19 protein-coding genes are annotated in these 24,510 nt (G+C 32.6%); 7 read left to right on the top strand and 12 right to left on the bottom strand.

The genetic code is table 11. From position 1 onward, the window contains the following. Positions 1-7: 7 nt before the first annotated feature. The 5 genes from ACN0WI_RS11775 to ACN0WI_RS11755 all read right to left on the bottom strand — a co-directional run bounded on the left by ACN0WI_RS11775 (position 8) and on the right by ACN0WI_RS11755 (position 5,705). A complete protein-coding gene (locus tag ACN0WI_RS11775; RefSeq protein ID WP_417887080.1) occupies positions 8-370 on the bottom strand; it encodes a hypothetical protein in 363 nt (120 codons plus the stop codon). A 186-nt stretch (positions 371-556) separates the two neighbouring features. Then, entirely contained in the window at positions 557-1,969 is a 1,413-nt protein-coding gene (locus ACN0WI_RS11770) for a hypothetical protein (RefSeq protein ID WP_417887078.1), read from the bottom strand. A 48-nt stretch (positions 1,970-2,017) separates the two neighbouring features. Beyond that, positions 2,018-3,271, bottom strand: a complete 1,254-nt coding sequence (locus tag ACN0WI_RS11765) for a glycosyltransferase family 4 protein (RefSeq protein ID WP_417887076.1) — start codon at positions 3,269-3,271, stop codon at positions 2,018-2,020. A gap of 1 nt (position 3,272) precedes the next feature. Then, on the bottom strand, positions 3,273-4,523 hold the full coding sequence (locus tag ACN0WI_RS11760; RefSeq protein WP_417887074.1) for a glycosyltransferase family 4 protein: 1,251 nt from the start codon (positions 4,521-4,523) through the stop codon (positions 3,273-3,275). 996 nt (positions 4,524-5,519) lie between these two features. Continuing rightward, a complete protein-coding gene (locus tag ACN0WI_RS11755) occupies positions 5,520-5,705 on the bottom strand; it encodes an Arm DNA-binding domain-containing protein (RefSeq protein WP_417887072.1) in 186 nt (61 codons plus the stop codon). Between the two features lie 248 nt (positions 5,706-5,953). Between ACN0WI_RS11755 and ACN0WI_RS11750 the strand changes: the two genes are divergently transcribed. Next, positions 5,954-6,331 carry a Fur family transcriptional regulator gene (locus tag ACN0WI_RS11750; protein WP_417887070.1) on the top strand — a complete coding sequence of 126 codons (378 nt, stop codon included), beginning with the start codon at positions 5,954-5,956 and terminating at the stop codon, positions 6,329-6,331. 78 nt (positions 6,332-6,409) lie between these two features. Beyond that, entirely contained in the window at positions 6,410-7,603 is a 1,194-nt protein-coding gene (locus ACN0WI_RS11745) for a GTP-binding protein (protein ID WP_417887068.1), read from the top strand. Positions 7,604-7,658: 55 nt separating this feature from the next. On the opposite strand, the gene ACN0WI_RS11740 is transcribed toward ACN0WI_RS11745, so the two are convergent. From ACN0WI_RS11740 to ACN0WI_RS11720, 5 genes are all read right to left on the bottom strand, one after another. Beyond that, a complete protein-coding gene (locus tag ACN0WI_RS11740; RefSeq protein WP_417887066.1) occupies positions 7,659-9,068 on the bottom strand; it encodes an alkaline phosphatase in 1,410 nt (469 codons plus the stop codon). A 799-nt stretch (positions 9,069-9,867) separates the two neighbouring features. Beyond that, complete coding sequence (locus tag ACN0WI_RS11735; RefSeq protein WP_417887065.1) at positions 9,868-10,329, bottom strand: hypothetical protein; 462 nt, start codon at positions 10,327-10,329, stop codon at positions 9,868-9,870. An 85-nt stretch (positions 10,330-10,414) separates the two neighbouring features. Then, complete coding sequence (locus ACN0WI_RS11730) at positions 10,415-11,695, bottom strand: ABC transporter permease (RefSeq protein WP_417887063.1); 1,281 nt, start codon at positions 11,693-11,695, stop codon at positions 10,415-10,417. A gap of 1 nt (position 11,696) precedes the next feature. Next, positions 11,697-12,326 (bottom strand): ABC transporter ATP-binding protein, encoded by a 630-nt coding sequence (locus ACN0WI_RS11725; protein WP_417887061.1) that lies wholly within the window; start codon positions 12,324-12,326, stop codon positions 11,697-11,699. Next, positions 12,320-12,691 (bottom strand): MerC domain-containing protein, encoded by a 372-nt coding sequence (locus tag ACN0WI_RS11720; RefSeq protein ID WP_417887059.1) that lies wholly within the window; start codon positions 12,689-12,691, stop codon positions 12,320-12,322. Before ACN0WI_RS11720 ends, ACN0WI_RS11725 begins: the two co-directional genes overlap by 7 nt. 96 nt (positions 12,692-12,787) lie before the next feature. On the opposite strand from ACN0WI_RS11720, the gene ACN0WI_RS11715 reads away from it, so the two are divergent. From ACN0WI_RS11715 to ACN0WI_RS11700, 4 genes are read left to right on the top strand one after another with little or no spacing between them, the layout of a single operon-like run. Further along, positions 12,788-15,505, top strand: a complete 2,718-nt coding sequence (locus ACN0WI_RS11715; RefSeq protein ID WP_417887057.1) for a TonB-dependent receptor — start codon at positions 12,788-12,790, stop codon at positions 15,503-15,505. 41 nt (positions 15,506-15,546) lie between these two features. After that, a complete protein-coding gene (locus ACN0WI_RS11710; RefSeq protein WP_417887055.1) occupies positions 15,547-16,737 on the top strand; it encodes a DUF4876 domain-containing protein in 1,191 nt (396 codons plus the stop codon). Positions 16,738-16,749: 12 nt separating this feature from the next. Then, the gene (locus ACN0WI_RS11705; RefSeq protein WP_417887053.1) at positions 16,750-18,195 is read left to right on the top strand and encodes a DUF6850 family outer membrane beta-barrel protein; all 1,446 of its coding nucleotides are present in this window, start codon (positions 16,750-16,752) and stop codon (positions 18,193-18,195) included. A gap of 10 nt (positions 18,196-18,205) precedes the next feature. Further along, positions 18,206-19,000 carry a hypothetical protein gene (locus tag ACN0WI_RS11700; protein ID WP_417887051.1) on the top strand — a complete coding sequence of 265 codons (795 nt, stop codon included), beginning with the start codon at positions 18,206-18,208 and terminating at the stop codon, positions 18,998-19,000. A 53-nt stretch (positions 19,001-19,053) separates the two neighbouring features. Here ACN0WI_RS11700 and ACN0WI_RS11695 read toward each other — a convergent pair whose 3' ends face one another. After that, on the bottom strand, positions 19,054-20,229 hold the full coding sequence (locus ACN0WI_RS11695) for an APC family permease (RefSeq protein WP_417887049.1): 1,176 nt from the start codon (positions 20,227-20,229) through the stop codon (positions 19,054-19,056). Between the two features lie 1,191 nt (positions 20,230-21,420). On the opposite strand from ACN0WI_RS11695, the gene ACN0WI_RS11690 reads away from it, so the two are divergent. Then, positions 21,421-23,460 carry a PAS domain S-box protein gene (locus ACN0WI_RS11690; RefSeq protein WP_417887047.1) on the top strand — a complete coding sequence of 680 codons (2,040 nt, stop codon included), beginning with the start codon at positions 21,421-21,423 and terminating at the stop codon, positions 23,458-23,460. 10 nt (positions 23,461-23,470) lie between these two features. Here ACN0WI_RS11690 and ACN0WI_RS11685 read toward each other — a convergent pair whose 3' ends face one another. After that, complete coding sequence (locus ACN0WI_RS11685; protein ID WP_417887045.1) at positions 23,471-24,490, bottom strand: cytochrome-c peroxidase; 1,020 nt, start codon at positions 24,488-24,490, stop codon at positions 23,471-23,473. Positions 24,491-24,510 lie beyond the last annotated feature (20 nt).

Below are 24,510 nucleotides of genomic sequence, written 5' to 3'. Positions count from 1 at the left end.
GCCTTTTTTAATCCAGAGGGAATTCTTCTTCACTTTGATTAAAAAGATCAAGTAATTCTGTTTTTGGATCGAGTATAAAATGCTCTAATTGTTTTAAGGCTTTTTCTTGGATTGCCCCGAAACTTTCATACTCTAAAGATCCAGCAGCAATATAGTCTTCATCCAAATCTAGCACTTGAGACAAATAAGTATCATCTTCACCATAATAATAAATGATAGCATCAGAGCCTAAAATATTAAGCTCTAGTGAATATTGAACATGCTCAAAATGCTCTTTAGTGAAAAATTCGGGTAATCTAAAAGATATTGTTTTGCTTGATGGATCAAACGAAAGAATGGTAGGGATATAGAGTTTTCCAAGATCAAACATCAGATTAAGTGTTTTCAGTTCATCTTATACTAATGTACTAAAAGAATCGTATACCTAAACCAGTTTTGGCCATCTGGAAATCTAATTTTAACGTTGATTTAAACTCACGATTAACTCACAGCTATAATGAATTGATTCTTAGAAATCTTTAAATAAACCTAGATAAATTAACAAACCTCCATATAGTCATTTTACATAGATCATTCCTCCATTATATTCACTAGAAATATTTCCTTCTGTAGGTAAAAAAAGGGTTATAGCGTATTTGTCATCATAAGTTTGAACTATAGATGGATTTGCGAAAGATTTAGAACCTCCAGGAGTAGAAATTAAAACTTCTGTATAGAATCCGTCTCGACCTAACATAATTTTCCAAGCGCTCCAATCTCCTTTTACAAGTTGAGCCTCTTGTAAAGTCAAATCCGTCTCGTAGTAAAGAAAACTTTTTCTACTTCCTATATTTCCTTTAAAATTCATTTCTCTCAAATTGTATTCGGATATAGCGTCTTTCCATGCTTTCCAGTTAATACCATTTTTTAAAATACCCATTGCTATTCTATCTATATCTCCATCATAGTAATGAAATCCAATTTGAATATTACCGTTCATCGGAGAGGTACCTGAAACTGCCCTAATATCCGGAGTACCCTCGACACCTAAATCATTGACAGAGGTTTTTATACTTTTCCGGAAAGAACTTGTATTTAAAGTCAAGTCTTGATAGTTATTATAATATTTAAATGCAATATTGTTTTTACCTTGGTGTTTGTCTTCTTCATATGCAATAAGATATCCTTGGCCCCATTTTATAATGTCTCCTTGATGAGCATCATGGTCTAATTCTATTAAATGGATCCAATTGAATAAATCATTTGAGCCAGCTAATTGTAGATTGTAATTATCATTTGATGTTCCTATATGATAAACTCCCAAATATTTAAAATGATTTTTGGAAGTTTCATTAGTTTTAGCAATTTTAAGGACATCCATATTTTTTCCTTTGTTGTCTTTCAATTTAAATTTATAGGGAGAAATAATTTTTGATAATTTACCATCGCTATAATTAATCAATGAATCAAACTCTAGTGGTAAATACCAGCTATATCCCAGTTGAACTAGTTTTTCCGTAGGTAGTTTTTTAAGATCGCTTATATTTTGATTTTGTAAATAATTTGCATTTTCCACAATTATAGTATTCCTGAGATCATCAAGACTCATATTTCGTAATTCCGAGGGTTTACGTATTGATGCCTTATTTAAAAAAGTATATAACAGACTATAATTAGATAATTCCAAATTAGACATTGCCTGCAAGTTGGAGATACTTTCAGAAGTTTTAGTGTTAAGTTCTACTATTAAGGTGTTCCTAATATCCTCATCTGACATATCAACAATAGAATTAAAATCTCTCCAATGTGTATTTAAAATTGTTGGTATGAGAATTTCCTGATTATGTGTAGAGCTTATTTTTTTTGGCGAATTGGATGCAGCAAATAGGGATGTCTCAGAATTAAGAATCTTTTCATCTAGTTCAAAATCTTCTTGACAACTAATAAGAGTTAGTAAAAAAATGAACAGTAAAATGCTTGAATTTCTCATACCGTTGTTCTTTAAGGATTAGTTTTCATTACGAAGTATCTTGAAATTCTATGATATACTGCCTGAGAAGTTTTTATATTTCATTTTCAGATATAAAATAGCTTTTACCAATACATTTTTTTTGATCTTTTTGAGCTCTCTTTGGTTTCTATGAAATTCATTTAAAGAGTTCAAATATTGATTTCTGAAATAATTTATTTTACACTTGAAGCCTTTAAAATATTCCATATTATCGTGTATAAAATGAAATCTATTTTCGATTATTCGCCCAACATTTTCGTAAGATAAATGCTTGGCGATATCCTGTTTTGCAATCTTTCCTTTTTGAAATGCTAATTGTTGATTTGAAAACACCTCTACTATACAATTAACAGAATTTTCTTCAACTGGATTTCCCCAAATTGTGCTTTTATCAAAATGATTATCGATAGTAGCGTTTGCTTTAACCATAGTCTCTACTAAAAAACTATTTGAAGAGCTCATAAATTCGGTATTTCCCGAATAATTGGTGGCGATCACTGGTTTTCCATATGCCATAGCTTCAGCTAAAGTGAGTCCAAAACCTTCAGCATGATGTAACGAGATATAACAATCGCAATCTTGTATTAATTGCTCCAATTCTTTCCGATTTATATATTCATTTATGATTTTAATATTTTCATAATCTTCAATGAGTTCCATCAATCTTTGATAGTCTTTTTTATGATGATGGGAGTTGGAAGTTTTTAAAACTAATTCAATTTGGTGATTGACTATTTTACTCGCTTTTTTGAAAACTTCAATTAAAAAATAAGGGTTTTTTCGCAACGCCGAGCTATTGAAATCAAAAACGAATAAAAAACTAAATTTTTCTTCATTATAAATAGATAACTTAGTTTTATTGAATTCATTACGTATAATAACTTCTATCGGATGAGGCACTACCGTAATTTCGCCTAGAAAGAATTTTGAAAAAATGGACTTACAATATCCTGAGGCAGTCCATATTTCATCAAAAAAATTAATGCTAGAATGGTTTTTTTCCGGTACAATCTCAGATTCCCAAACCAGGTAAAGTATATTGTATTTATTTTGAAAAAAATCTAAAGGTACAATATGAAACACTTCGTTTACTTCATGAAGCGAAATTTGAAAAAGATTGCAGTCGTAAGCCAGTTCATCTAAATTGGTCTTGGCTATTGTTTTATAATCGTAGATTTTAAAAGGAATAGTGGTTTTCTTTAATGCTTTTATATTTAATTGTAATGCTTTTCCTAAACCAAAGTTTCCGTTTACATGTCCAATGACGTTTATTCCTTTCATATTATATTCTCGTAGGTTCGTTTATTATCTTGATAGCCCGATCAAATTTATCTACTATTTTATTCCATGTATAGTTTTGTTGAATATATGTTTTTGCATTTTCGGCGTGCACATTTAAATCATCAGTAGACATATTAGTTACGGCATCAAGAGTTCTAAATAAATCATGATCGGAATGATAAAAGAATCCAGAATTACTATTTATAATATGATCTTTTAAAACTTCACAATCACCGTTTGAAATTACAATTTTGCCACGACTCATAGCCTCCAGAGCAACCATAGATAAACTTTCAAATTTTGAAGGAATGATAAGGGCTTTCGCGTTACTTAACAGATTAATTTTATAATCTTCATCCACAAAACCAGTAAATAGAATATCACTGGTAGGTTGCAGTTCGGTATGATTTTTTCCTACAAAAATCAGTTTAAGATCGGAAGAGTTTTTCTCTTTGTAGTCTAAAAATTGCTTATAGAGGGTATGGCAATTTTTAACTGGATCTATCCTCCCAATATATAAGAAATAATCGCCATCCATTTTTGCTTTCATTCTCTCTATTTTCTCACCTATTACGGGATCGATACCAATACCTGCAACATCAGAATATGGTGTTAGATTTTTAAAAGTTGATTCCACCAATTTTTTTTCGGAAAGCGTATTGTACATTATAAACCTTGCCGATTCGAAAACACTCTCATAGGTTATAGCAAATAATTCAGGTTCATTATGAGCGGTTGGAATAAAAATACTTTTCTCCTTAACTTCTTTCATGCCAACAGCAGTTGGATAATATAAATACGTAAAAAAAATAAAAGCATTATATTCCTCTTTATTATTCTGTAAATACGTAATCATATCCGGACAATAAGGTCCCTGGGCATTGAGCCAATTTTCACTTTGCTTGGAGCTAGCGCTTATTAGATGAAATCTTTTATCCAAATAGTTTACAAGAGAATGTTTATTTAATAAACGCTCGTATCTCTTATTTTTTAAAATTTTTCTTCTAAACTTTCTTAATTTTTCGTGTTGTCTACCATAATCTGTTTTAAATCTCTTAACGATGACATCATTGATTATTTCAATATCGTTTTTATAGTAATTATCCCAAGAGACATAATCTACCGATTTTGTAGTAAGCACAGCAACATCATACTTTTTCTGAAGCTGTTCGGCTAGAATTCTAGCATGATATTCTGCTCCGCCGTTTACTTCAATTCCATATCGCTGGACGATTATTGCAATTTTTGACATTATGAATTTTAATGATTAGAGTGAAAAAAATAGAAAGGATTTTTAAAAAATAGATAATAACAGTTCATAACTTATATCGTTTAAGAATTTTAAAACTTGATCATTTTTTATAATATTCCAACCTAACAATATTGAGGTGCATAAACCATCAAAAGGTTGCTTAAGAACAAGCAAAACTTTATATGACAAATATAGAGTTTTGAAAATTTTGATCATTATAAGTTTAACTTTAATAATAGGGAATAGAATTTTTAGAAGTATGAAATTCGATTTTGTACCTATTAATCGGATGAAAAATGAATAGCAAGAGGATAACACGCAGAGCGATGTTATGGAATTATAATTAATTGTAATTCAGTAAATTAAATATTTTTATCCTATTGTTTTTCACAGAATTTGCGACAAATGCTCTAGAAAGCCCTATAAACAGGCAATTTCTTACAGCAAATTTCACGGAAAAATGAAAATTAAGCTATGATTTGGATAGTCCTCACCATATTTCCTTTCACTACGCTACAGTCAAAACGGTTCGTCAAAATGATCTTGAACATAAGCCAAAAGCAAATAAAAACACTAATAGATTGAAGTAGAAAATTTGCTTTTGACTCACGTTCGCTTTAGCAACATTCTGGTAAAATTGACCGATCTATATTTCATAGGTATAAGCTTACTTTGAATGTTACAGCCTTACCTTTTTGATCTCCAAAAGAACAGTATTTAGCATTAGCGGGCGCATAAACCGGTCAGCTACGCTTTTCTATTTATAGCCCTTTCCTAATCCTAAATCCTGTAGATAAATAAATATCAAAAAGGTAATGTGACGGCTCTAAAAGAAGTAAATGGAGTTAATAACGTTTCCCCTTAAACATCTCTTTTTTTAATTGCGACCGTGGGGAGCAATCAAGATTGTGTCCACAGACACAAATCTTGAAGTTCCCTAAAAGCCTCGTAAATTTTATTATAAATACGATCTAAGGACTTGTTGACTTGCAGGCTTTATTCAATATAGCCTTTTAATAGGCTACGTTTCTCATTCCAGAGGTTTAAAGTAATTCTGCGTTTGAGGCTGAGTTCAATTCGTTCTCCATTGACGGTAATTCGTATATAAAGGGGAGCAAAACCATTTTTGGTTTTGGATGATTTTGGAATAAAACGAATTCCAAAGCTTACGGCATTTTTCATAGTGTTTCGTTTTCAAATTAGACAAAAGGCGTGAAAACAAAAGTCAAATCAATATAAACAACAAGATAACCAAAAAAAGGTCACCGAATAGGACTAATTTTTTTCAATATTAATTAAGCCATTTGATATTAAACTAATTTTTTTCTGATTTGTATACTACAATATCACTTTAAAGAGATTAAATTCATTTTCAACTTCTTAAAGATCCTTGTATTTTTGTTTAAAATTAAATATTTCCAATAATACATATGAGAAATACAAAACATCAAGAAGCCGTTTTAAATTTTTTAAAAGAAGCAGAAAAGGCCGTAACCGCAGATCAAATACGTGAAGGTATTTCAGAAAAAATTAATAAAACCACGGTTTATCGAATGCTCGATCGTTTTGTAGAAGCAGATAAAGTACATTTTGTTACTGGTCAAGATGGTAAAGCTTACTACGCACTTTGCCAACATCAACACAATTCTAAAGAAAATCATCTTCATAACCACCTTCATTTTCAATGTAATCAATGCGGAAAAGTAGAATGCTTACCCGAGAAAATTCAGGTTCCAAGACTTAAAGAATATCACGTAGAAGAAACTCAACTTTTACTTATCGGGACTTGCAAAAGATGTAAAATTTAATTCAATAAATATATTGCAACTTTGTTGCATTAATAAGGTTTTTTGTAATTTTGTTTTTTAAAGCAAACAAAAAATTCTATGAATAAACTTCCTGTGACAGTACTTAGTGGTTTTCTAGGTGCTGGAAAAACCACCTTACTTAATCATATCTTACACAATAAATCTGGACTAAAAGTAGCCGTAATTGTAAATGATATGAGTGAAGTAAATATCGATGCTCAGCTAGTTGAAAATGAAAATACCCTTTCTAAAACCGAAGAAAAATTGGTAGAAATGAGTAACGGTTGTATTTGCTGTACACTGCGTGAAGATTTAATGATAGAAGTTGGCAGACTAGCTAGAGAAAACCGTTTTGATTACCTACTAATTGAAAGCACCGGAATTTCAGAACCCATTCCGGTGGCGCAAACCTTTACTTTCGAGAGTGAAGAATTAGCCACTCAATTAAGCGATTTTAGTTATATAGATTGCATGGTAACGGTGGTAGATGCTTTTAATTTTATGAAAGATTTTAGCAGTCCAGAGTTATTGCAACAACGCGGTATGGGCAACGATGAATTTGACGATAGAAGCATTGTAAATCTCTTAACAGACCAATTAGAATTTGCCAATGTAATTTTAATCAATAAAACGGATTTGGTAAACAAAGAAGAATTGCAACAGGTAAAAGCTATAATTCGTGGACTTAATGCAGAAGCAAAACTTATTGAAACCGCCAACTCTCAAGTAGATCCTAAAGAAATTATAAATACCGGCTTATTTGATTATGAGAAAGCCGAAGCATCAGCAGCTTGGATAAAGGAATTAGAAGAAGAACATACCCCCGAAACTGAAGAATATGGTATTAATTCATTTGTATTTAAAGCGAAAAAACCTTTTCATCCAGAACGATTATATGAATATTTAATGAAAAACTTTCCTCCCAGTGTGATTCGTAGTAAAGGCTTATTTTGGATGGCTTCTCGACCGTCACAAGCACTTATATGGAGTAGTGCAGGAGGATCGTTTAAAACAGATCCTGCAGGAGTTTGGTGGGCATCAATGCCTTTTCAAGAACGAATAAATTATGCAGCTTTTGTAAGTAATCAAGAGACGATCGAAAGTGATTGGGAAATAGATTTTGGAGATCGAAAAAATGAATTGGTTTTTATAGGCTTTCATTTATCGGAAGAAAAAATCACCCAACAGCTAGAAGCGTGCTTATTAACTACAACAGAGCTTCACCTTTGGGAAAAAGAGATGATAAAATTCGAAGATCGTTGGCCGATCTAATTGAAAAACAATCCCTTGAAGGTTTAATTTTCATAGGGATTGTTTATTTTTTTGCTTAAAATTTATCTTCTACTTCTGCAGCTTCTAATAAAAAATGATGAAGTTCGTAATTTTTAATAAACGGATTTAGGTTTTCACTTCCGGGACCATAAGCTGCTAATTCTACATAATCTCCAGAATGATCCATACTTATCCAACCTATAGAGGTGTATTGTTCTTGCATTTTAGCTAAAGTAGCAAAAGGTAAATTTCCGGTATTATATAAACCGCCATTGTTACTATTATAAAAAGCCGCTAACTCTTCAGCTTCTATTTTATGAAGGGTTTTCCCATTATTATTGCTTGCAATAAGATCTCTTATTTGTGCTGGTCGAGAAGAACCGTTTAATTGAGAAAGTATCCATTCATTGGTATGCTTAAAACCCAGAAGGTTGCTAAAGTTTTTATCTACCACATCACTTTTTATGAGCCCGGGATTAGCATTTCCGTGATCGGTAGTAATAATTACTAAAGTGTTTTTATCTTTTTCTGCAAAATCTATAGCTTCTTTTACCGCTTCATCAAAAGCAATTTGATCGTAAAGTAATGCACCGGGATCGTTTCCGTGGGCAGCCCAATCTACTTTGCCCCCTTCAATTTGTAAAACAAAACCTTTAGGATTGTCTTGTGCTAAATGCTGAATGGCAAATTTCGACATCTCTGCCAACGAGGGTGTTTGTTCTTTTAATAGAATATCGTTTTCTCGGTCTAGTGCATAAGGAAGTGCATGCTCAGCAAATACACCTAATATCTTTTTATTGCCTTGATAATTTTTCATTTGTTTACGCTCCCTAAAGATTTGATAGCCTTGCTGTAGAAAACTGTTGTAAATATCTTTTTGGTCAGCCCTTTTAGAAGCTTCAAAATGAATATTACCGCCACCCATCATCACATCAAATTCAATTTCAAGATAATCCTCTGCAATTTTATCTTGATTACCACGATCTTTTTGCATTACACAAAAACCAGCAGGCGTAGCATGTGTGATTGGCACTGTAGTAACGCACCCCACTTTTTTACCAGATCTTTTGAATTTTTGTAATATAGGAAGATTTTTTTCTCCAGTTGCTGACACATTTAAGGAACCGTTTGGAACTCTTTTCCCCCCACCCCAGGAAGAACTTGCAGCGGCAGAATCTGTAACCATAGAGTCCGCAGAGGCTGTGTCCATAAGAGATCTGCTAATTTTTCCATCACGGTATAAATTTAACCAATGGCTCCCATTACCAGTTTTTAATTGTAAAAGTCGATCGGCCATATTTAAAGTTCCGGTACTCATACCATCACTTACCATAAAAATTATATTTTTGGCTTTTTTTGATCCAAAATCATTTTTTTGATCTACCCATAAATTGGAATGAAAGTCACTTACTAATCCCCCAAAGGCAAAAAGACTACTATTTTTAAAAAAATCTCTTCTCTTCATTTAACGCATATTAGTTGCGTTAAAAATACTAGTTATTATAAGATAGTTTTTTATGTTAATGTTAAATTTTAATAAGGATTTAGACATATCTATTTTTTATTTCTTAAGAGAATATTTTATAACTTAATAAGTCAAAATAAAAAACAAGGACTAAAATTTATTCGGATAGTTTCAAGTTATTATAACACAGAATCGTTAATTTAATTAAAAATCTCTATTAAAGTTTTTAATATGAAAATTATAGTATCGATCGATTTTGAGAATTCTATCATTATTGAAAATATTTTAAAAGATTAAAATGTTGAAGCAACTCTATTTAGATTATACAATCAAAGTAGTCGATGTATCCCTAAATCATCTAGATAATTATATCTTTATTACTGCAGCAGATTAATAAATAGACAACATAATATCACTTGATTGAATAACTCTTTTAGAAGTATATTTATATAAAGCCCATTTCATTGAACATCTAAAATTATCACTAGACTGTATGTAATATCCTGAATTATAATATTGCATATTACCAATATAATGCTCATTCAATATTAAACAATTATTAAAGATGCTTTACTGATTTAATCGCAATTCAGCAGATATTCCACCGTCGGAAATGCAGGTTGAAAAACAATCAAAAATGCGAATATTGGCAACAAAATTTTAGGCTGCAAATATATAAAACCCCACATGTTTTTTTAAAGATGTAAAAAATTTGATCAAAATTAATATCTAAAAAAAACAGTTTACAAAGCAGATTTCTAGTTATTGGTTGTGATCCATACCCATTTTATAAAACTTATTATCTTTCTAATAGTTTGCCGTCTTTAATATGATAGATCCAATCTTCGGGATTCGTATCATTATATGAAAATATCCCCACCAGGCTTATATATTGATCTGTTTTTAAAAGAGGGGTATCATTTTTAAATTGAATTCCCATAACAGATTCCGGTCCTGCCATACCGCAGAAAAAGCAGGCCGACATCACATTACTGCTTAAAGCGTATGAATTTTCATCCATAGGGACGACATATCCTGAAATTTCTATATAATGATTTTTTAAATTTTTTAATTGAAAATTGATGATAGGGTTTAAAACACCACCTGGATAATCTTCTGTTTTCTCTTCAACATAATCAATATTAGCCAATAATTGCCAGCTCAGCTTTACCGTATCACCAGATATCTCAGATGCTTTGTTTGCTGTTTCAGAAACATCATCAATTGTTTCTGAAGAATCAGCTATAGTTTTATACCCCAATTTATTCGTTTTATTCGGAGTAAAATATACATATTCCACTATAAATAAAACACTGATAACCAAGACTAATAGCACCCATTTAGTTTTATTCATAAGACAATATTTTAGGAATATTAAGTTTATAGGCTTTTATAGCTGGAATTAAAGCTGCCAGTACCCCCAAAATAAGGCAGGCACTCAACAAGTAAACCTCTTTAGTTAAAACAACTGACATCGGGTCTATACTTAAATGAAACTCATTATCGGTATAATGCCCAAAAAACAGGATTACGAATCGTGCTAACAAGCTTCCTACTATATAACCTGACAGACATAAAAACAGACTTTCCTGCACCACCAGCCAAAACAACTGAAATTTATTACCGCCACTCACCCGCATCAACGCAAACTCTCTCTTACGGTTATTTAAACGAGTATATAGTGAGATAAATATGCTTAAAGCCGCAAGAATCATGATCCCATAAGCCAGATAACTAAGCATAGCTATTCCAAGACCCATTAATGAAAATAGCCGATTTATTTCTATAGCAGGTGAAGCCACCTGCATATCCGTGGCATTGGCTATTAATCTTGGCCAGGTAACTAGGCCCATTTTATTTTTTAATTTTAAAAGTACAGCAGTGGTCTCTTTACCTTCCCCTTCCTCTTGCTGAGAATTATGTTCACTATGATGCTCGTCATTTAAAGAAACACCGGATGTTTCGCTGTGATGTTCTTCCATTTCATGCTCTTGATGCTCCTCATGATCAGCATCATGGTAGTGCATCTCCCAAACACTGTCGATATTACATAAAATCAGATAATCTAAAACTTTACCTGTAGGATTAGCTATCCCCACAATTGTATAAGGATGTTCGTGGTGAACATGACCTTCGGCATTTTGTCCGTGAGCACCGTAAAATTGATCTCCGATTTTAAGGTTCAATTTTTCTGCCAGGTTCTTCCCTATTACGACTTCAAAATCAGCATTAAAAAAACGCCCGCTTTCTAAACCATTTCCATAAAACTTCATATAGTCTTTGGTAGTCCCTACAATTTTGTATCCCTGATAGTTATCGCCGTAAGCTAAGGGTACAGCATGTTTTACAAAAGGATGTTCCATCCATTGCTGAGCTTCTTCATAAGTTATATTCCCGGTAGGCGCATCAATTTGATAGACCGCAGATAAAATAAGTTGTAAAGGACTTCCTTTGGCTCCAAGCACTAAATCGATATTATTTAAATTAGCAGCATAGTTGTTTTCAAATTTTTCCTGAACGATAATAAGTAATGATATCATCGCTACGGAAAATGAAAGCAACATCATACTTAATGCAGTACTCAGTGGGTTATGCCAAATATTTTTCCAGGCTAGTTTACTTATCATATTATAATTTAATTTCGCTACTAAAAAAATGTTTTAAGCGCTGATCGTGAGTAACCACCACCAGGGAAGTATTAAAACTTAGTGTACAGTCCAACAATAGTTTTGCAACCTTATCTGTGTTTATATCGTCTAAACTGGCTGTGGGTTCATCGGCTAGTAGAAGTGCAGGTTTATGCACTAAAGCCCTTGCGATACTAACACGCTGGCGCTGACCGGTACTAAGCTTTTCAGGAGATTTATGCGCGATATCGTCTATTCCCAAATAGTATAAAAAATACATAATTTCATCTTTTCGTATTTTCTTCTTACTGGCCAACCAACCAGACAATTGAACATTTTCATAAACACTTAAACTCTGAATAAATGACGTGCTTTGAAAAACGACCCCCATTTGCGTTCCGCGCAGGCGATCACGTTCATTTTCAGATAATGATGCAATAGAGGTATTCTTAAAAGTTATTTCCCCTTTCGAGGGTTTCAACAAACCGCTTAATAAGTATAACAATGTAGATTTTCCTTTACCCGAAGCGCCTGTTATCAATAAAGATCCTCCCGACTTAAGATTGATATTCGGGAAATACTGTTCCTCATGTTTAGGATATTTGAACGATACATTTTTGGTTATTAGCATAATCGCTCTTTTGATAATTTAAAATCTTTGGTTTTATGACGATATGCATTGATCACATGAGAAGTGATCAAGCCTAAAGAACCCAAATGTATAAGCCGACTATGATAGTTTTGAAAAAACGACAGTAAAGCACTCACCAGGATTACCGATATAGAGAACCATAATGCAAATTGTAAATTTTTTGAATCTAGGTTTTTAGAAATCTGTAAGACGATTACCAAACCGATCATCGCAAAGGCAAGATCTATCCAGTGATTATGCTGCCATTGGATAGGGATAATTGTTATAATTGGCAACGCTAAACAATGTATGGAACATAAAGTAGCTGCCGAGACCCCAAAATAATCGAACATAGACTTTTTCATCACTCTGACTTTTTTATAACAAAACTAGTATATTTTACTAAAGCAACAAAGTTGCATTTAATAAAATTAATTCTATTTTTGCCGAAAATTGAACTGATGAAATTTCTGCTAGTGGCAGTAGTTTACTTTTATAGTATCGTCCCTATTTTATCTCAGGAAAATAGAATGAACGGTAGTATTCGAAATGCAGAAAATGAGCCTTTAGTAGGCGCATTAATTTTGGAGAAGAATACTAACTATTCTACCATTAGTGATATAGATGGAGAATTTTCGTTAAAAATAGATCCTACTAAAAACGAATATGCTTTAAATATATCCCACATAGGTTATGTTAGTTTAGATACGATTATTTCAAGCAATAATAGCTCCCATATTCAGATAGCACTTCAAAAGAGAAATCTTGAAATTGATGAAGTAATTGTCACTGCTAAAGAAAATCGAAATGGATTGGGCACACGTTCACTAATAGAAAAAACGGCTATCGAACATGTACAGCCTTCCAGCTTAAGAGATGTTTTACAGTTATTACCAGGACAACTCGCCATTAATCCCGATTTAAGTTCCCCTCAACAAATCCTGCTACGGCAAACTTCTACAAATTCAGAAGGGAATGCGGTTGCGCAACTGGGAACTGCTTTGATTATGGACGGTAGTCCGATTTCAAATGACGCTAATCTTCAGTATAATGTGAATATATTGAACTCAGGCCCCGGCTCTTCACCTCCATTTCAGTCGGTAGTAAACCGCGGATTTGATTTAAGACAAATCCCTGCTGATCAGATTGAATCTGTAGAAGTTATTAGAGGGGTACCTTCTGCCCGTTACGGAAATTTTACAGCTGGTGCCGTTTTGGTAAATACCAGAATCGGCGAATTTTCACCCAACCTAAGACTAAGAGCCAATCCAAACCTATTTCAATTTGCCGCAGGATTTGGCACAAAACTTAATTCATCACAGCAGGCTTTAAGTTTCGATTTTGATCTTACCAATTCAAAACCAGATCCCAGAGATGTTTTAAATGAGTTTAATCGAATCTCTGCATCCGTAGGACACAAATTTAGCCTATTAAACGATAAATCACTGCTTATAAAAAATAAGCTAAATATCAGCAGCAATATTGCAACGCGAGGGCAGGATTCTGAAAATGAGCCTTCCCAGCGAAGTTGGGACTCTAAAGATTACAGGTTTAGATGGAATACGGATATCTCTTATACTCCCCAAAATAATAATATTTTTGATCAATTAAATATAGACGCTTCCTTATCTTACGGTATTCAGGATTCTTATTTTGAAGAATTTATTACAACCAACGTAGGTCCAAGACCAACCTTCTTGAAAGACACTATTGGTGAAGTACCTTATGGAACCGCTAGATATAGAAACGAAACTACAGTAAAAGGTCGCCCACTAAACTATTATCATCGTGTTGAATTCAGTAAGTTTTTAAATTTTCTAAATAGCACTCATAAACTACTTCTGGGTACTGAATTCCGTTTGGATCAAAACAACGGCCCCGGCAGACAATTTGATTTACTTACCCCTCCGCGACAAAATTATAATGCGGGTGACCGGCCACGAACTTTTGATGATGTTCCTAAACTTAACCAATTCAGTGCATATTTGGAGGACCAGTTCTCTTTTAATATCGCAAACAAAAATTGGATATGGCAGCTTGGAATAAGAGCAGATCGTTATTTTTTATCAGGATCAGAACATCGATTAATAGCACAGGATATTCAACCTAGAATTAATAGTGCTTTTGAAATCATTCCTGAGCTTAAAATTAAAGCGGGTTATGGTATCAACTCAAAAACACCGGGCTTAAGTTACCTATTTCCCGGACCAAGATTTTTTGACCTTATCAACTTTAATCATTATGCCATAAATCCCAATGAAAGGCTGTTGATTGTTACTACGAAAAAAATCAACGTTAACACAAAAGATATCTCCAGTTATACCTCCAAAAAATTTGAAATCGGCTTAGATGGAAGGCTTCAGGATATTGATTTTCTATTGACTTATTTTAAGGAAACGACTAAGAATGGCCCTGGCTTTATACGCTATCCTTATATAGCAAATACGCCAATTTATGATATAAAAAAGCGTGTTGATAATTCTCCTCCTATTTTAAATGATACGCCAAGTCGATACGAAAAAAGATTTTTAGGTTACGATGCGCCTACGAATAATCGGGATATTGAAAATTCGGGGATTGAATACACGATAAACTTTCCTGAATGGGACGCTATTAATACTGCTTTAAACATCAATGGTGCCTATATAAGATCTAAAAGTTTTACAAATGGAGAGCAGGTAGAGCCCAACTTTATTTATCAGGATCCCAACTCAGAATTTATTCCATACTTTCAGGCGGGGCAGGGAATTTTATCCAGCCAGTTCAACACTTCTTTCCGATTCATCCACCGTATTCCAAAAGCAGGAATGGTCATTTCATCATTAGCTCAAATCACATGGTTGAAAACAGAAAAAATTATTGGTTTCAGTCCTTACCCAACAGCACTATTAGACTATAAGGGCAACAAAACTAATTTGAGTTTGGAAGAAGCCCAAAATATTAAATATGAATCCTATTGGAATCTTCTTGCTGAGGACTTGTTATTACAGGAAAAAATGCCGCCTCTACTCTTGTTCAATATAAGATTAAATAAGGAGTTTCAACCGGGTCGTGGCTTTGCCTTTTATGTAAATAACCTTAACAATCACAGGCCGCTATATCAAAGCATAAGAACTGGAAATTATACCGAAAGAAATCTTGAACTTTTTTTTGGAGCCGAAGTTTTTTATCAATTCTAATTTAATTTTTAATCACAATGAATCACAAAACAAACAAATCAATGATCTTTCTTTTATCTTTTCTATGGCTATTTACGGCCTGTAGTTCTGATGATAGTGAGCGTTTAGAACCATTAGCACTAAGTATGCATGTGCTGTACCCTGAAGATTTCCAAACTCAATCTGCAGCGGGGGTAAATGTCACATTAACGGATAATGCCTCCGGACAGGAATTTCAAGCAAGCTCGAATGCTGATGGTGTAGTGACCTTCTCTGATTTGGTTCCAGGAACGTATAATATTCAGGCTAACAAACTACTAAATGGACAGGAAGCGCTTGAAATTATTGGGAACGAAGTAAAAATCAATTTAAATTACCTGAATACTAGTTTTAATTTAAATCGCGAAACCTCGAGTGATATCTTAGATATCAAACTGGCAGGATCGATTACAGGAAACCTGGTTATAAGTCAGTTTTACTATTCCGGTTCTAAAACTCCGGAAGGTTCAAATTATTTCTTTGATCAATTTTTAGAAATCTATAATAATTCTAGTGAACCAATTGCTTTAGACGGACTTATAATTTCTGATGTATATGGGACCTCTGGATTAATTAATCCTGCAAATGAGCCAACCCCTTTCGCCGATGATGAATCATATGTCTATATTAGAACCGCATGGCGAATTCCAGGATCTGGAGAAGAGCATATCCTCGAACCCTTTTCTAGTATTACTATAGCTCAACAAGCTATTAAACATCAAAGCGAAGAGGCAAATCCCGGCAGCCCAGTTAATTTAAGTGATGCTGATTGGGAATTTTTCGTACAAGGATCTACACGTGATATTGATGCTCCGGATGTACCGAACTTAGAAATGCTTTACCATCCGTTTAATTCAACATTTTCACTGGTTTCTGTATTTGGACCCGGAACGATCATATGGAGAGGAGAAGATATAGCTGATTTAGAGCGCGCAGCCATTCCTGATGAAGGCCCTAATTTTCCTGAAGTTCTTAAAGTTCCGGTAGGTGATGTTATCGACGCCGTAGAAGCACTGAGAAGTCCAGAAGACAGTAATTTTAAACGAATACCTTCGAGCTTAGACGCTGGCTTTTTCAATGTTTCCAATATATATAGCGGAGAATCTATCATTAGAAAATCAACAAGTGTTGATGGCAATATTTTGCTTGAGGATACCAATAATAGTAGTGCTGATTTCGAACTAAGCACAACACCAGAACCAGGCTCTTACTAATTAATAATAAGGATGAGAATTTTAAGTACTATTTCTATATTGGTCTTCTGTATTACTGGTAAACTAGTTGCTCAACATACAAATGAGGAATGGTCTTTTTATAGCAGACAAAAAATACTGGAATGGAATCATTCTCATCCTTATTTAATGGCATCAGGATTCCGAGAATTTTACCTGGCCAATCTTGGCTATAATTATGGAGAAGGAGATTTACACAATGTATTTGCCCCTTCAAAATTTAGTACCCTACAATTTAATTCGCAATCTCAAAAATCTATAGGTGAGTGGTCATTTAATGGATCGTTTGATTATCAGAAGAACTTTAAGAGTGTACGATCTTATTTATTACAAAGTAATGATAATATTCAAAACCCATATCAGTTAGCCGATATTAACAGTGGACCATGGTCTGGAGATAGGGTTAATTTTTCTATCGGAGCATTAAGCCCTTCATATATTGGAATCACCCAGTCATTTCTTAAAGTCGATTATATGGTTGGGAGTTCTAATAGAAACAGTGAACCCCGACCTCTATTTAGAAACAATCATATTTTTATTCAATTTGGGCAATTAGTTGAAATTAAAAATTGGCTTGCCCTTGGAGTAGCTGGCTTTTACAAACAAAGAAAAGAAGAGAATCTTATTGGAAATTATGCTACGCAGGATTTACAGCTCTACCAATTTCGTGGTATCAGTACATTTAGTGAGAACACATTTAGATCTTTTCAGCGAAATCAGCAATTTGATACCTACGGAATTCATCTTTTCTCCACAATAAACCGAAGAAAATATACGAGCTTTATTGATATTTCTTTTGCGCAAGGAAACTTTTCTGCTAGGAATGCTATAGTCAGTCCTGTAGATTCAGGCAAATTAAATATTCTCGAAAACCATATTACTGTTGGCAACAGGATTGTCCTCAATGAAAAAAAAGAGTGGCAATTTGACCTGAAAATCGACTATGAAAAAATAGAGGGAACTGACCCTATATTTAAGTCTATTAACTATGAATCAGAAAAACAGGAGCTTACTTTTTCAAATCTATTTTTATTCAAGAATAAAAATCAACAACTTGGAGCTAATGTCTCCTACAGTAATGATGAACGATTAGATTTAGCCGGTAACGATGAGATAAAATATCAGTTCTTCGAAACAGAAGTAAGCTATTTACTCCCTATAAAAAAAATATGGAATCAAAATTTATATCTAAAGCCTATGATAGGCTACCGAAAGGCGATTCATACTTTTCTTTCAACTTCGGCTAATGGATTACTCAACGAAATACGCTTTAGGGAACTGGATTTTGTAGGGGTCGACTATCTAAAAGGAGCTCTGGAATTAGAATGGAAAATGCCACTACACGAAAAAAGCTTTTTTATTAATTCTAAAATAACAAGAAACCAAAGTGAGGATATCGCCTACTCCTCTTTTCATTTCAAATTAGGCCTGATCTTTTAATATCTATTCCATGAAAATAACTAAATATATTATTTTAAGTTTTGTTCTCCTTCTTACAAATTTGGTATTAGCACAGGAAGGCACCCAAAAAGATATACTATCCTATGCCGATTCCATTGCGAAACAAGTACTTGAAAAAGAAGGCTTACATACCGTTTATAATGGACTAAAACCTATAAGTACGGTACAATATCTCGATTTTAAAATTGACTCTGTAACTACGGAATTTATTGCTCCTAAAAAAGTAAAAGAACAATTAGAATTTATTCAAAAAACTTTAGATCTATTAGAAAATGAAAATATAGGCTATGTACTTTTACCCTTCAAAGCCGTTTACGGAACTACAAGAAACTATGAAATTTTAGTATATCATCGAAAATCTGTGGAAGAACTAATAAAGAAAAAATCTGATTTTTTTCTAAAAAGAGGAATTATTGAATCTATTTCACCAGAAAGGCTTCTCACATTATATGAATTTGAAGAAAAATCAGATAGATTTAGGGCTTATGGCTATTTCTTTGGATATCCAGATCATGCGGTAGATTTTTTCGTTGAAGCTTCTAAATCTTTTCAGGAAACTGGTAATTTTGTAGAAAGAGATTTTTATCAATTACCCGTAGCAAACGGAGAAGATGGAAGGTTTGTATACGCCGTACCCAAAGGACTTATCCCCAACGAAATAGATAAAGAAATTAAAGAAGCGGCAGCTAAAAATGTGGAGCAATATCTAAAATTAAAGAATAAAGAAAACATTCAGTCATCACAATATCCGTTTTTAGCACTTTTATTATCCTTAAATCGATAACATTTGACTGCTAATCAGCCCTTATTATTTTAACCATTCGAGTAATTCGAGGTCTAAGAATCAGTAGTACTATTCCAAAACTTATAATCAAAAAGCCAACTATAGCTCCCCCAACCTGAATAATGTATACTAGCATAAAAAAGGTACAAACTTGAGCAGCAAAATAAAAATGGTAAAATAGGATATAAAGGAACCGAAAATGGTCGCGCTACTTTTGGTTCCTTAATTCTTAGTATAATGAGTGATAGCCCAGTCATAAAAAGAAAAAACCAAAATATCGGAGCAGTATAATCTATCATTGTCTCAAAACCATTTCTGGAATATTGCCCCAAAAATACGAGTAAAAGAGCTAATACTGCCTGTAAATAATAGGATTGAGTGGACTTCTGGATCTTAGATTTAGGCCTCGTTAGTAAAAAAGATATTTCTAGATCCTTCTTAAATGATCCTAGAGATTTAGCGCCGGTGAAAATTGTGGCGTTCGTTGAAGTTATCGTTGCAATAGTAACAATAATAACTATAGCCCATAACCCTATTGAATCGAATGCCAGGACTGCCAGGTCTACGGCAACACTTTTAGAGGCGCCCATATTCGCCAAACCAAGCCCCCTCAAAAAGGATAAGTTTACAAGGAGATAAAGTACTGCAATACTCATAAGGCTAAAAATAAAAGCTAGTACAAATTTTCTTTTTTTCTTACTTACAACTCCAAACAAATAAGCTGCTTCATTCCAGCCCCCGAATGTCAATAAAACTAAAATTAAACAATATCCCCAATTCGTATCAATATCAGTCTTTTGGTGAACTAAGTATTGAGCTTTAAAAGAGGGCAGATAAAATAAACCTAATATTATAATTATTGCAATTCCTAACAAAAATGCAAGTAATGCTATTGATCCTGTTTGTATCACGCTAATCCTACTCCAGGCATAAACAAATGCAAAATCCCTTCCAAAAGCCTTTTTTAGGAAGAAATAGTCTCCTCCGTCGCTAGGATAAGTTGAAGAGAGTTCAGCGTAGCACAAACCTCCTGCCATTGAAATTAAAGCGCCCACCTCCCAGATTACTAACATATCAATTCCAGAAGCTACACTATGAGCTACCAGGGCAGGTGTTTTAAAAATACTAACGCCAATGACCATTCCAATAGTTAAAGAAATGATATCGTAAATTCCTAAAGGAGTTTCAATCTTAGAACCTTGCATATTCATTTTCATGATGGTTTCCATAGCAATAGTTCATAAAAATATGCTGATCAACCTGAATGAAGTTCATATATTTTGCTCAAAATTGATACTAGTAGCGAAGCCGGTGAAGATAAAATACATTTGAAATAGCCTATTCTTTATAAGCGGGCAAATATACACTAATTACTTTAAAGCAACTTTGTAGCGTTATAATAATTTAATCACAATTATTTTCTGGTATTAGTATAAGCTTTGGATCTTAACAAAACTGGAATAAAAATCATACTTCGACCAAAGAAAAAAGGTGATTTGATGGTGTTAGATCCAAAACTATCAGTGTTTTTGCAACTATATTGTATTAATAAAAACACCTCAATCTACGAAGTCATTGATCAGAAAATTGGTTTTTAATGCCTTAGACTTCGTATTTCTTTTTGTTTCGCTTTTAGCAATTTACTTTACGATAAAAAAGTCTACCAAAACATGGGTAAAAAAGGCGCATTCAAGTTTCTAATCCCACAATTGTAGCCATTTTGGTTAAGTCTAATTTATAAAAACTTATCCGGTATTTAGTTTAAAAGTTTTTTAGGAGATTTATGAGTAATGATTTTCTAGGCCTGTTATCTCGCTGGTAACTTAAGCGAACTGCTTTTCGGGACTTAATATCGTTTTTTCATGTTTCTAAGGTATTTGTTTGCTAACAAATAGTCTTAAATTTTATGTCCGAGTAAAGGTAGTAACTCCACGTTCATTGACTTCAAGGTTATTTAAACAGGCTAATTTTAATTCTGTTTATAAAAAATATAAATCCAAATTGTTCTTGATAGTTTAAAATTGAACTTACTTAATAATATAGTTATACCTGCAATAATTAAATAATTTGTCATTAGCGAAAAGCTTAATAGAAAATACCCTATGATAAACCAAGCAAAACCTTAAGCCACAGTTAAAGCATAACTAACATACATCTCACCATAAAAAAAGCCGGTTTTTTTTTCAAATTTAAAACCACAAGAAGGACAGTTCTTATTTATTTTGAAGATTTTCACACCACCTATTTATTAATAACAATAGCAGATCACACTTTATCCTTTTCATAAAAACATACTTGCATACATATTTTTTTTTAAAATATTGCTTTAAATAAATTAAAAAATCAAAAGAATACTTAAAGTTTAGTATATTTAAAAAGAATTCTTCTATTTAGCTAAAACTTCAAAAGGAAAATTTTTTATGAAAAATCCTCCAATACCTGAAAATGACTTAAAAAGATCTGAAGAAGCTCTTACCTATAAAAAATATTCATTAGAAGATAGTGATCTTGATTTTTTGAGTGCAATGGTGGCTGAAATATGTAAAACAGATAGCGCACTAGTTACAATTATTGGCAGCGATAAGCAATATATTCAATCTTCTTTTGGAATTGAGTTAGAAGTTAGAGAATTTCCTAGAGAATTTGCCTTTTGCGCACACACTATAAATAATAAAGAAGAAGCTACCGTTGTGCCTGATACTAGAAAAGATGAACGTTTTAAAGATAACCCTTTTGTTACTGGAGAAAATCCTATTATATTTTATTCAGGCTATCCCTTAATTAATAATCAAGGATTTGCATTAGGAACTATATGTGCTATAGATGGAAAACCAAAGCAGCTAAATGAAGAGCAAAAGAATAAATTAAGCATGCTAGCTAAGCAGGTTATGAATTTGTTAGAATTAAAGAAAAAATCTGAGATTTTAAAAAATACCAATGCAGAACTTTCTGAACTTAATAAAAGATTTAAATACATTGTAAATAGCACAAATACCGGAACGTTCGAATTTAATTTAAAAGGGAATTCTCTTATATTTAATGAAGAATGGTGGAAAATAACAGGTTTTTCTAACACAGAGAATGACTACTATAATTTGAGCACTTGGGAAAACTTGATTCATCCGGAAGATCTATCTAGTTTAAAAAATAAAATTAGCAGGTATTACAATTCTAAAAAACGATTTATACACCAATTCCGTTTACTAAATAAAAACAATAAATATATATGGATAAGTGCTCGTGCTCAATTTAATTTGAATAACAGGGAACCCACCCATATTTATGGAATGCTACAAGATATAACAGCACAAAAAAACAAAGAATCTGAAATATTATATCGGCAAAAACTTTTGCAATCTCTTTATGAATTATCGCCAATGGGAATCGCCTTAAATGATTTTGAAACTGGAGATTTTTTAGAAGTAAACAATAAATTACTAGAATCTATAGGTTATACAAGAGAAGAGTTTTTAGAATTAAGTTATTGGGAAGTAACACCAAGAAAATATGAAAACCAAGAAGCTATACAGCTAGAATCGTTAAATTCAAAAGGTACTTATGGCCCCTATGAAAAAGAATATATTAATAAGAATGGAAAAAAATATCCTGTTCTTCTTAGAGGCATTTTAACTGAAGATACCGATGGAAATAAGAAAATTTGGAGTTTTATAGAAGATATTTCTGAACAGAAAAAAGAAGAAATAGAAAGAGCAGAGCATTTAGAAAAAATCCAAAGCTTATTAACTATTAAAAACAGTCAAAACGAACGTTTAAAGAACTTTGCTCATATTGTTTCTCATAACCTGCGATCTCATTCAGGAGCGATAGATATGCTCATACAAATTTTAAAAGAAGAAAATGAATCTTTACATGAGCAAGAAGCCTTTAAACACTTAAAACAATCTTCCTTAAATTTAGAAACTACAATACAAGATTTAAACGAAATTGTTGAAGTAAATTTATCCGATTCTAAGGATTTCAAGCATATTAATATTGTTCCATTAATTCAAAAAAACGTAGAAAGTGTATATCCTTTAGCAAAGAAAAACGAAGTCGATATCATTGTAAATACAGATCCTGAAATTTATGTTTTAGGAGTACGTGCCTACTTAGAAAGTATTATTCTTAATTTTATAACTAATGGTATAAAATATAGTGCTCCAAACCGAAATAGTTATTTAGAAATTTCCACTAAAAAAAATGGAAACTATACCGTTATTGAATTTAAGGATAATGGTTTAGGTATCGACATGGAATCGTACGGACATAAATTATTCAAAATGTATCAGACCTTTCATAACCATAAAGATTCTCGCGGAATTGGTTTGTTTATTACCAAAAATCAAATTGAATCTATGAATGGTACTATTGAAGTAACCAGTAAAATTGACCAAGGCACAACTTTTAAAATAAGTCTACCTAATAGTAAAAATAAATTTCAAATAAACTCTTTCAATTAAAGAATAGTAATTAATCAGTCACAAAATCTGGATCGCTTAAGGTTTTCATAAATGCTATAAGCTGTTCTTTTTCTTCTTCTGAAAGCGGTATACTATTGTTATTATCTTTTAAAATAGGATCTAAATTATCAGCATATATAACTCCTGAATCTAAATAATCTAAAATATCTTTTAAAGTAGCAAACTGACCAAAACTTCCGTAAGGTGCCGTATATTCTATATTTCTTAAAGTCGGCACTCGAAAACTCATATAATCAGTTTCTATTCCGGTTACTCTAGCTCTTCCTGCTTCATTTGAATCGTTATTTATAGGAAAACCAATATTTCTAAAACTTTGGTCGGTGAATAGTGCGGTACTATGACAACTCACGCATTTTTCTTGAAAAACCTGATAGCCTAGGGCTTCATTTTCAGTAAACCTTACTCCTTCATTTCGTTGAATTTGATCATATTTACTATTATTAGAGATTAGTGTATATTCAAATTGTACAATACTCTTGTATATTCTATCTGGGGTAACTTCTTCATCTCCGAAAGCTTTTAGAAATAGTTCTTTATAATCTTTTTCCTCTTCAATTTTACTAATCACTTCTAAAATAGATGAATCCATTTCCTCATGGGTAATAATAGGAACTAAGGGTTGATTTTCTAACTGAAGTTTACTTCCATCCCAGCCATAAAACTTCATAAAAGCAAGGTTTTGAATTGGTGGTGTATTTCGTATCCCAACACGACCCTCAACTCCAATTGCCTGACTATGTGTATCTGCAAAAGCATGTTCTTGAATATGACAGCTGGCACAAGAAATAGAGTTATCTGTACTTAATCGTTTTTCGTGAAATAGCTTTTCACCCAATTCAACCCCATATTTTGTAGGCATATTGGTATCAACCGAAGAATTCAATTCAGGAAATTCTGGCGGAATAGTTAATCCTACTTCTGGATTTTCATAATAAATAGACGATACATCATCATTACTACAGCCTATTAAAAAAAATCCCAATAAAATAATTACTAGTACTTTATTCATTTTATGATCAATTAAAAATA

Origin of the sequence: Zunongwangia sp. (genome assembly GCF_048269745.1) — a bacterium.
GTDB lineage: Bacteria > Bacteroidota > Bacteroidia > Flavobacteriales > Flavobacteriaceae > Zunongwangia.
The sequence above is the reverse complement of the archived record's forward strand: the minus strand, read 5'-3'. Positions and strand labels throughout refer to the sequence as shown.

What these genes read in the sequence shown, in the direction of transcription:
- ACN0WI_RS11745 (WP_417887068.1), top strand. Translation starts at nt 6,410, where the DNA reads ATGAATAAACTTCCTGTGACAGTACTTAGTGGTTTTCTAGGTGCTGGA.
- ACN0WI_RS11765 (WP_417887076.1), bottom strand. Translation starts at nt 3,271, where the DNA reads ATGAAAGGAATAAACGTCATTGGACATGTAAACGGAAACTTTGGTTTA.
- ACN0WI_RS11770 (WP_417887078.1), bottom strand. Translation starts at nt 1,969, where the DNA reads ATGAGAAATTCAAGCATTTTACTGTTCATTTTTTTACTAACTCTTATT.
- ACN0WI_RS11750 (WP_417887070.1), top strand. Translation starts at nt 5,954, where the DNA reads ATGAGAAATACAAAACATCAAGAAGCCGTTTTAAATTTTTTAAAAGAA.
- ACN0WI_RS11755 (WP_417887072.1), bottom strand. Translation starts at nt 5,705, where the DNA reads ATGAAAAATGCCGTAAGCTTTGGAATTCGTTTTATTCCAAAATCATCC.
- ACN0WI_RS11730 (WP_417887063.1), bottom strand. Translation starts at nt 11,695, where the DNA reads ATGATAAGTAAACTAGCCTGGAAAAATATTTGGCATAACCCACTGAGT.
- ACN0WI_RS11710 (WP_417887055.1), top strand. Translation starts at nt 15,547, where the DNA reads ATGATCTTTCTTTTATCTTTTCTATGGCTATTTACGGCCTGTAGTTCT.
- ACN0WI_RS11685 (WP_417887045.1), bottom strand. Translation starts at nt 24,490, where the DNA reads ATGAATAAAGTACTAGTAATTATTTTATTGGGATTTTTTTTAATAGGC.
- ACN0WI_RS11700 (WP_417887051.1), top strand. Translation starts at nt 18,206, where the DNA reads ATGAAAATAACTAAATATATTATTTTAAGTTTTGTTCTCCTTCTTACA.
- ACN0WI_RS11775 (WP_417887080.1), bottom strand. Translation starts at nt 370, where the DNA reads ATGTTTGATCTTGGAAAACTCTATATCCCTACCATTCTTTCGTTTGAT.
- ACN0WI_RS11760 (WP_417887074.1), bottom strand. Translation starts at nt 4,523, where the DNA reads ATGTCAAAAATTGCAATAATCGTCCAGCGATATGGAATTGAAGTAAAC.
- ACN0WI_RS11740 (WP_417887066.1), bottom strand. Translation starts at nt 9,068, where the DNA reads ATGAAGAGAAGAGATTTTTTTAAAAATAGTAGTCTTTTTGCCTTTGGG.
- ACN0WI_RS11690 (WP_417887047.1), top strand. Translation starts at nt 21,421, where the DNA reads ATGAAAAATCCTCCAATACCTGAAAATGACTTAAAAAGATCTGAAGAA.
- ACN0WI_RS11725 (WP_417887061.1), bottom strand. Translation starts at nt 12,326, where the DNA reads ATGCTAATAACCAAAAATGTATCGTTCAAATATCCTAAACATGAGGAA.
- ACN0WI_RS11715 (WP_417887057.1), top strand. Translation starts at nt 12,788, where the DNA reads ATGAAATTTCTGCTAGTGGCAGTAGTTTACTTTTATAGTATCGTCCCT.
- ACN0WI_RS11705 (WP_417887053.1), top strand. Translation starts at nt 16,750, where the DNA reads ATGAGAATTTTAAGTACTATTTCTATATTGGTCTTCTGTATTACTGGT.
- ACN0WI_RS11695 (WP_417887049.1), bottom strand. Translation starts at nt 20,229, where the DNA reads ATGGAAACCATCATGAAAATGAATATGCAAGGTTCTAAGATTGAAACT.
- ACN0WI_RS11720 (WP_417887059.1), bottom strand. Translation starts at nt 12,691, where the DNA reads ATGAAAAAGTCTATGTTCGATTATTTTGGGGTCTCGGCAGCTACTTTA.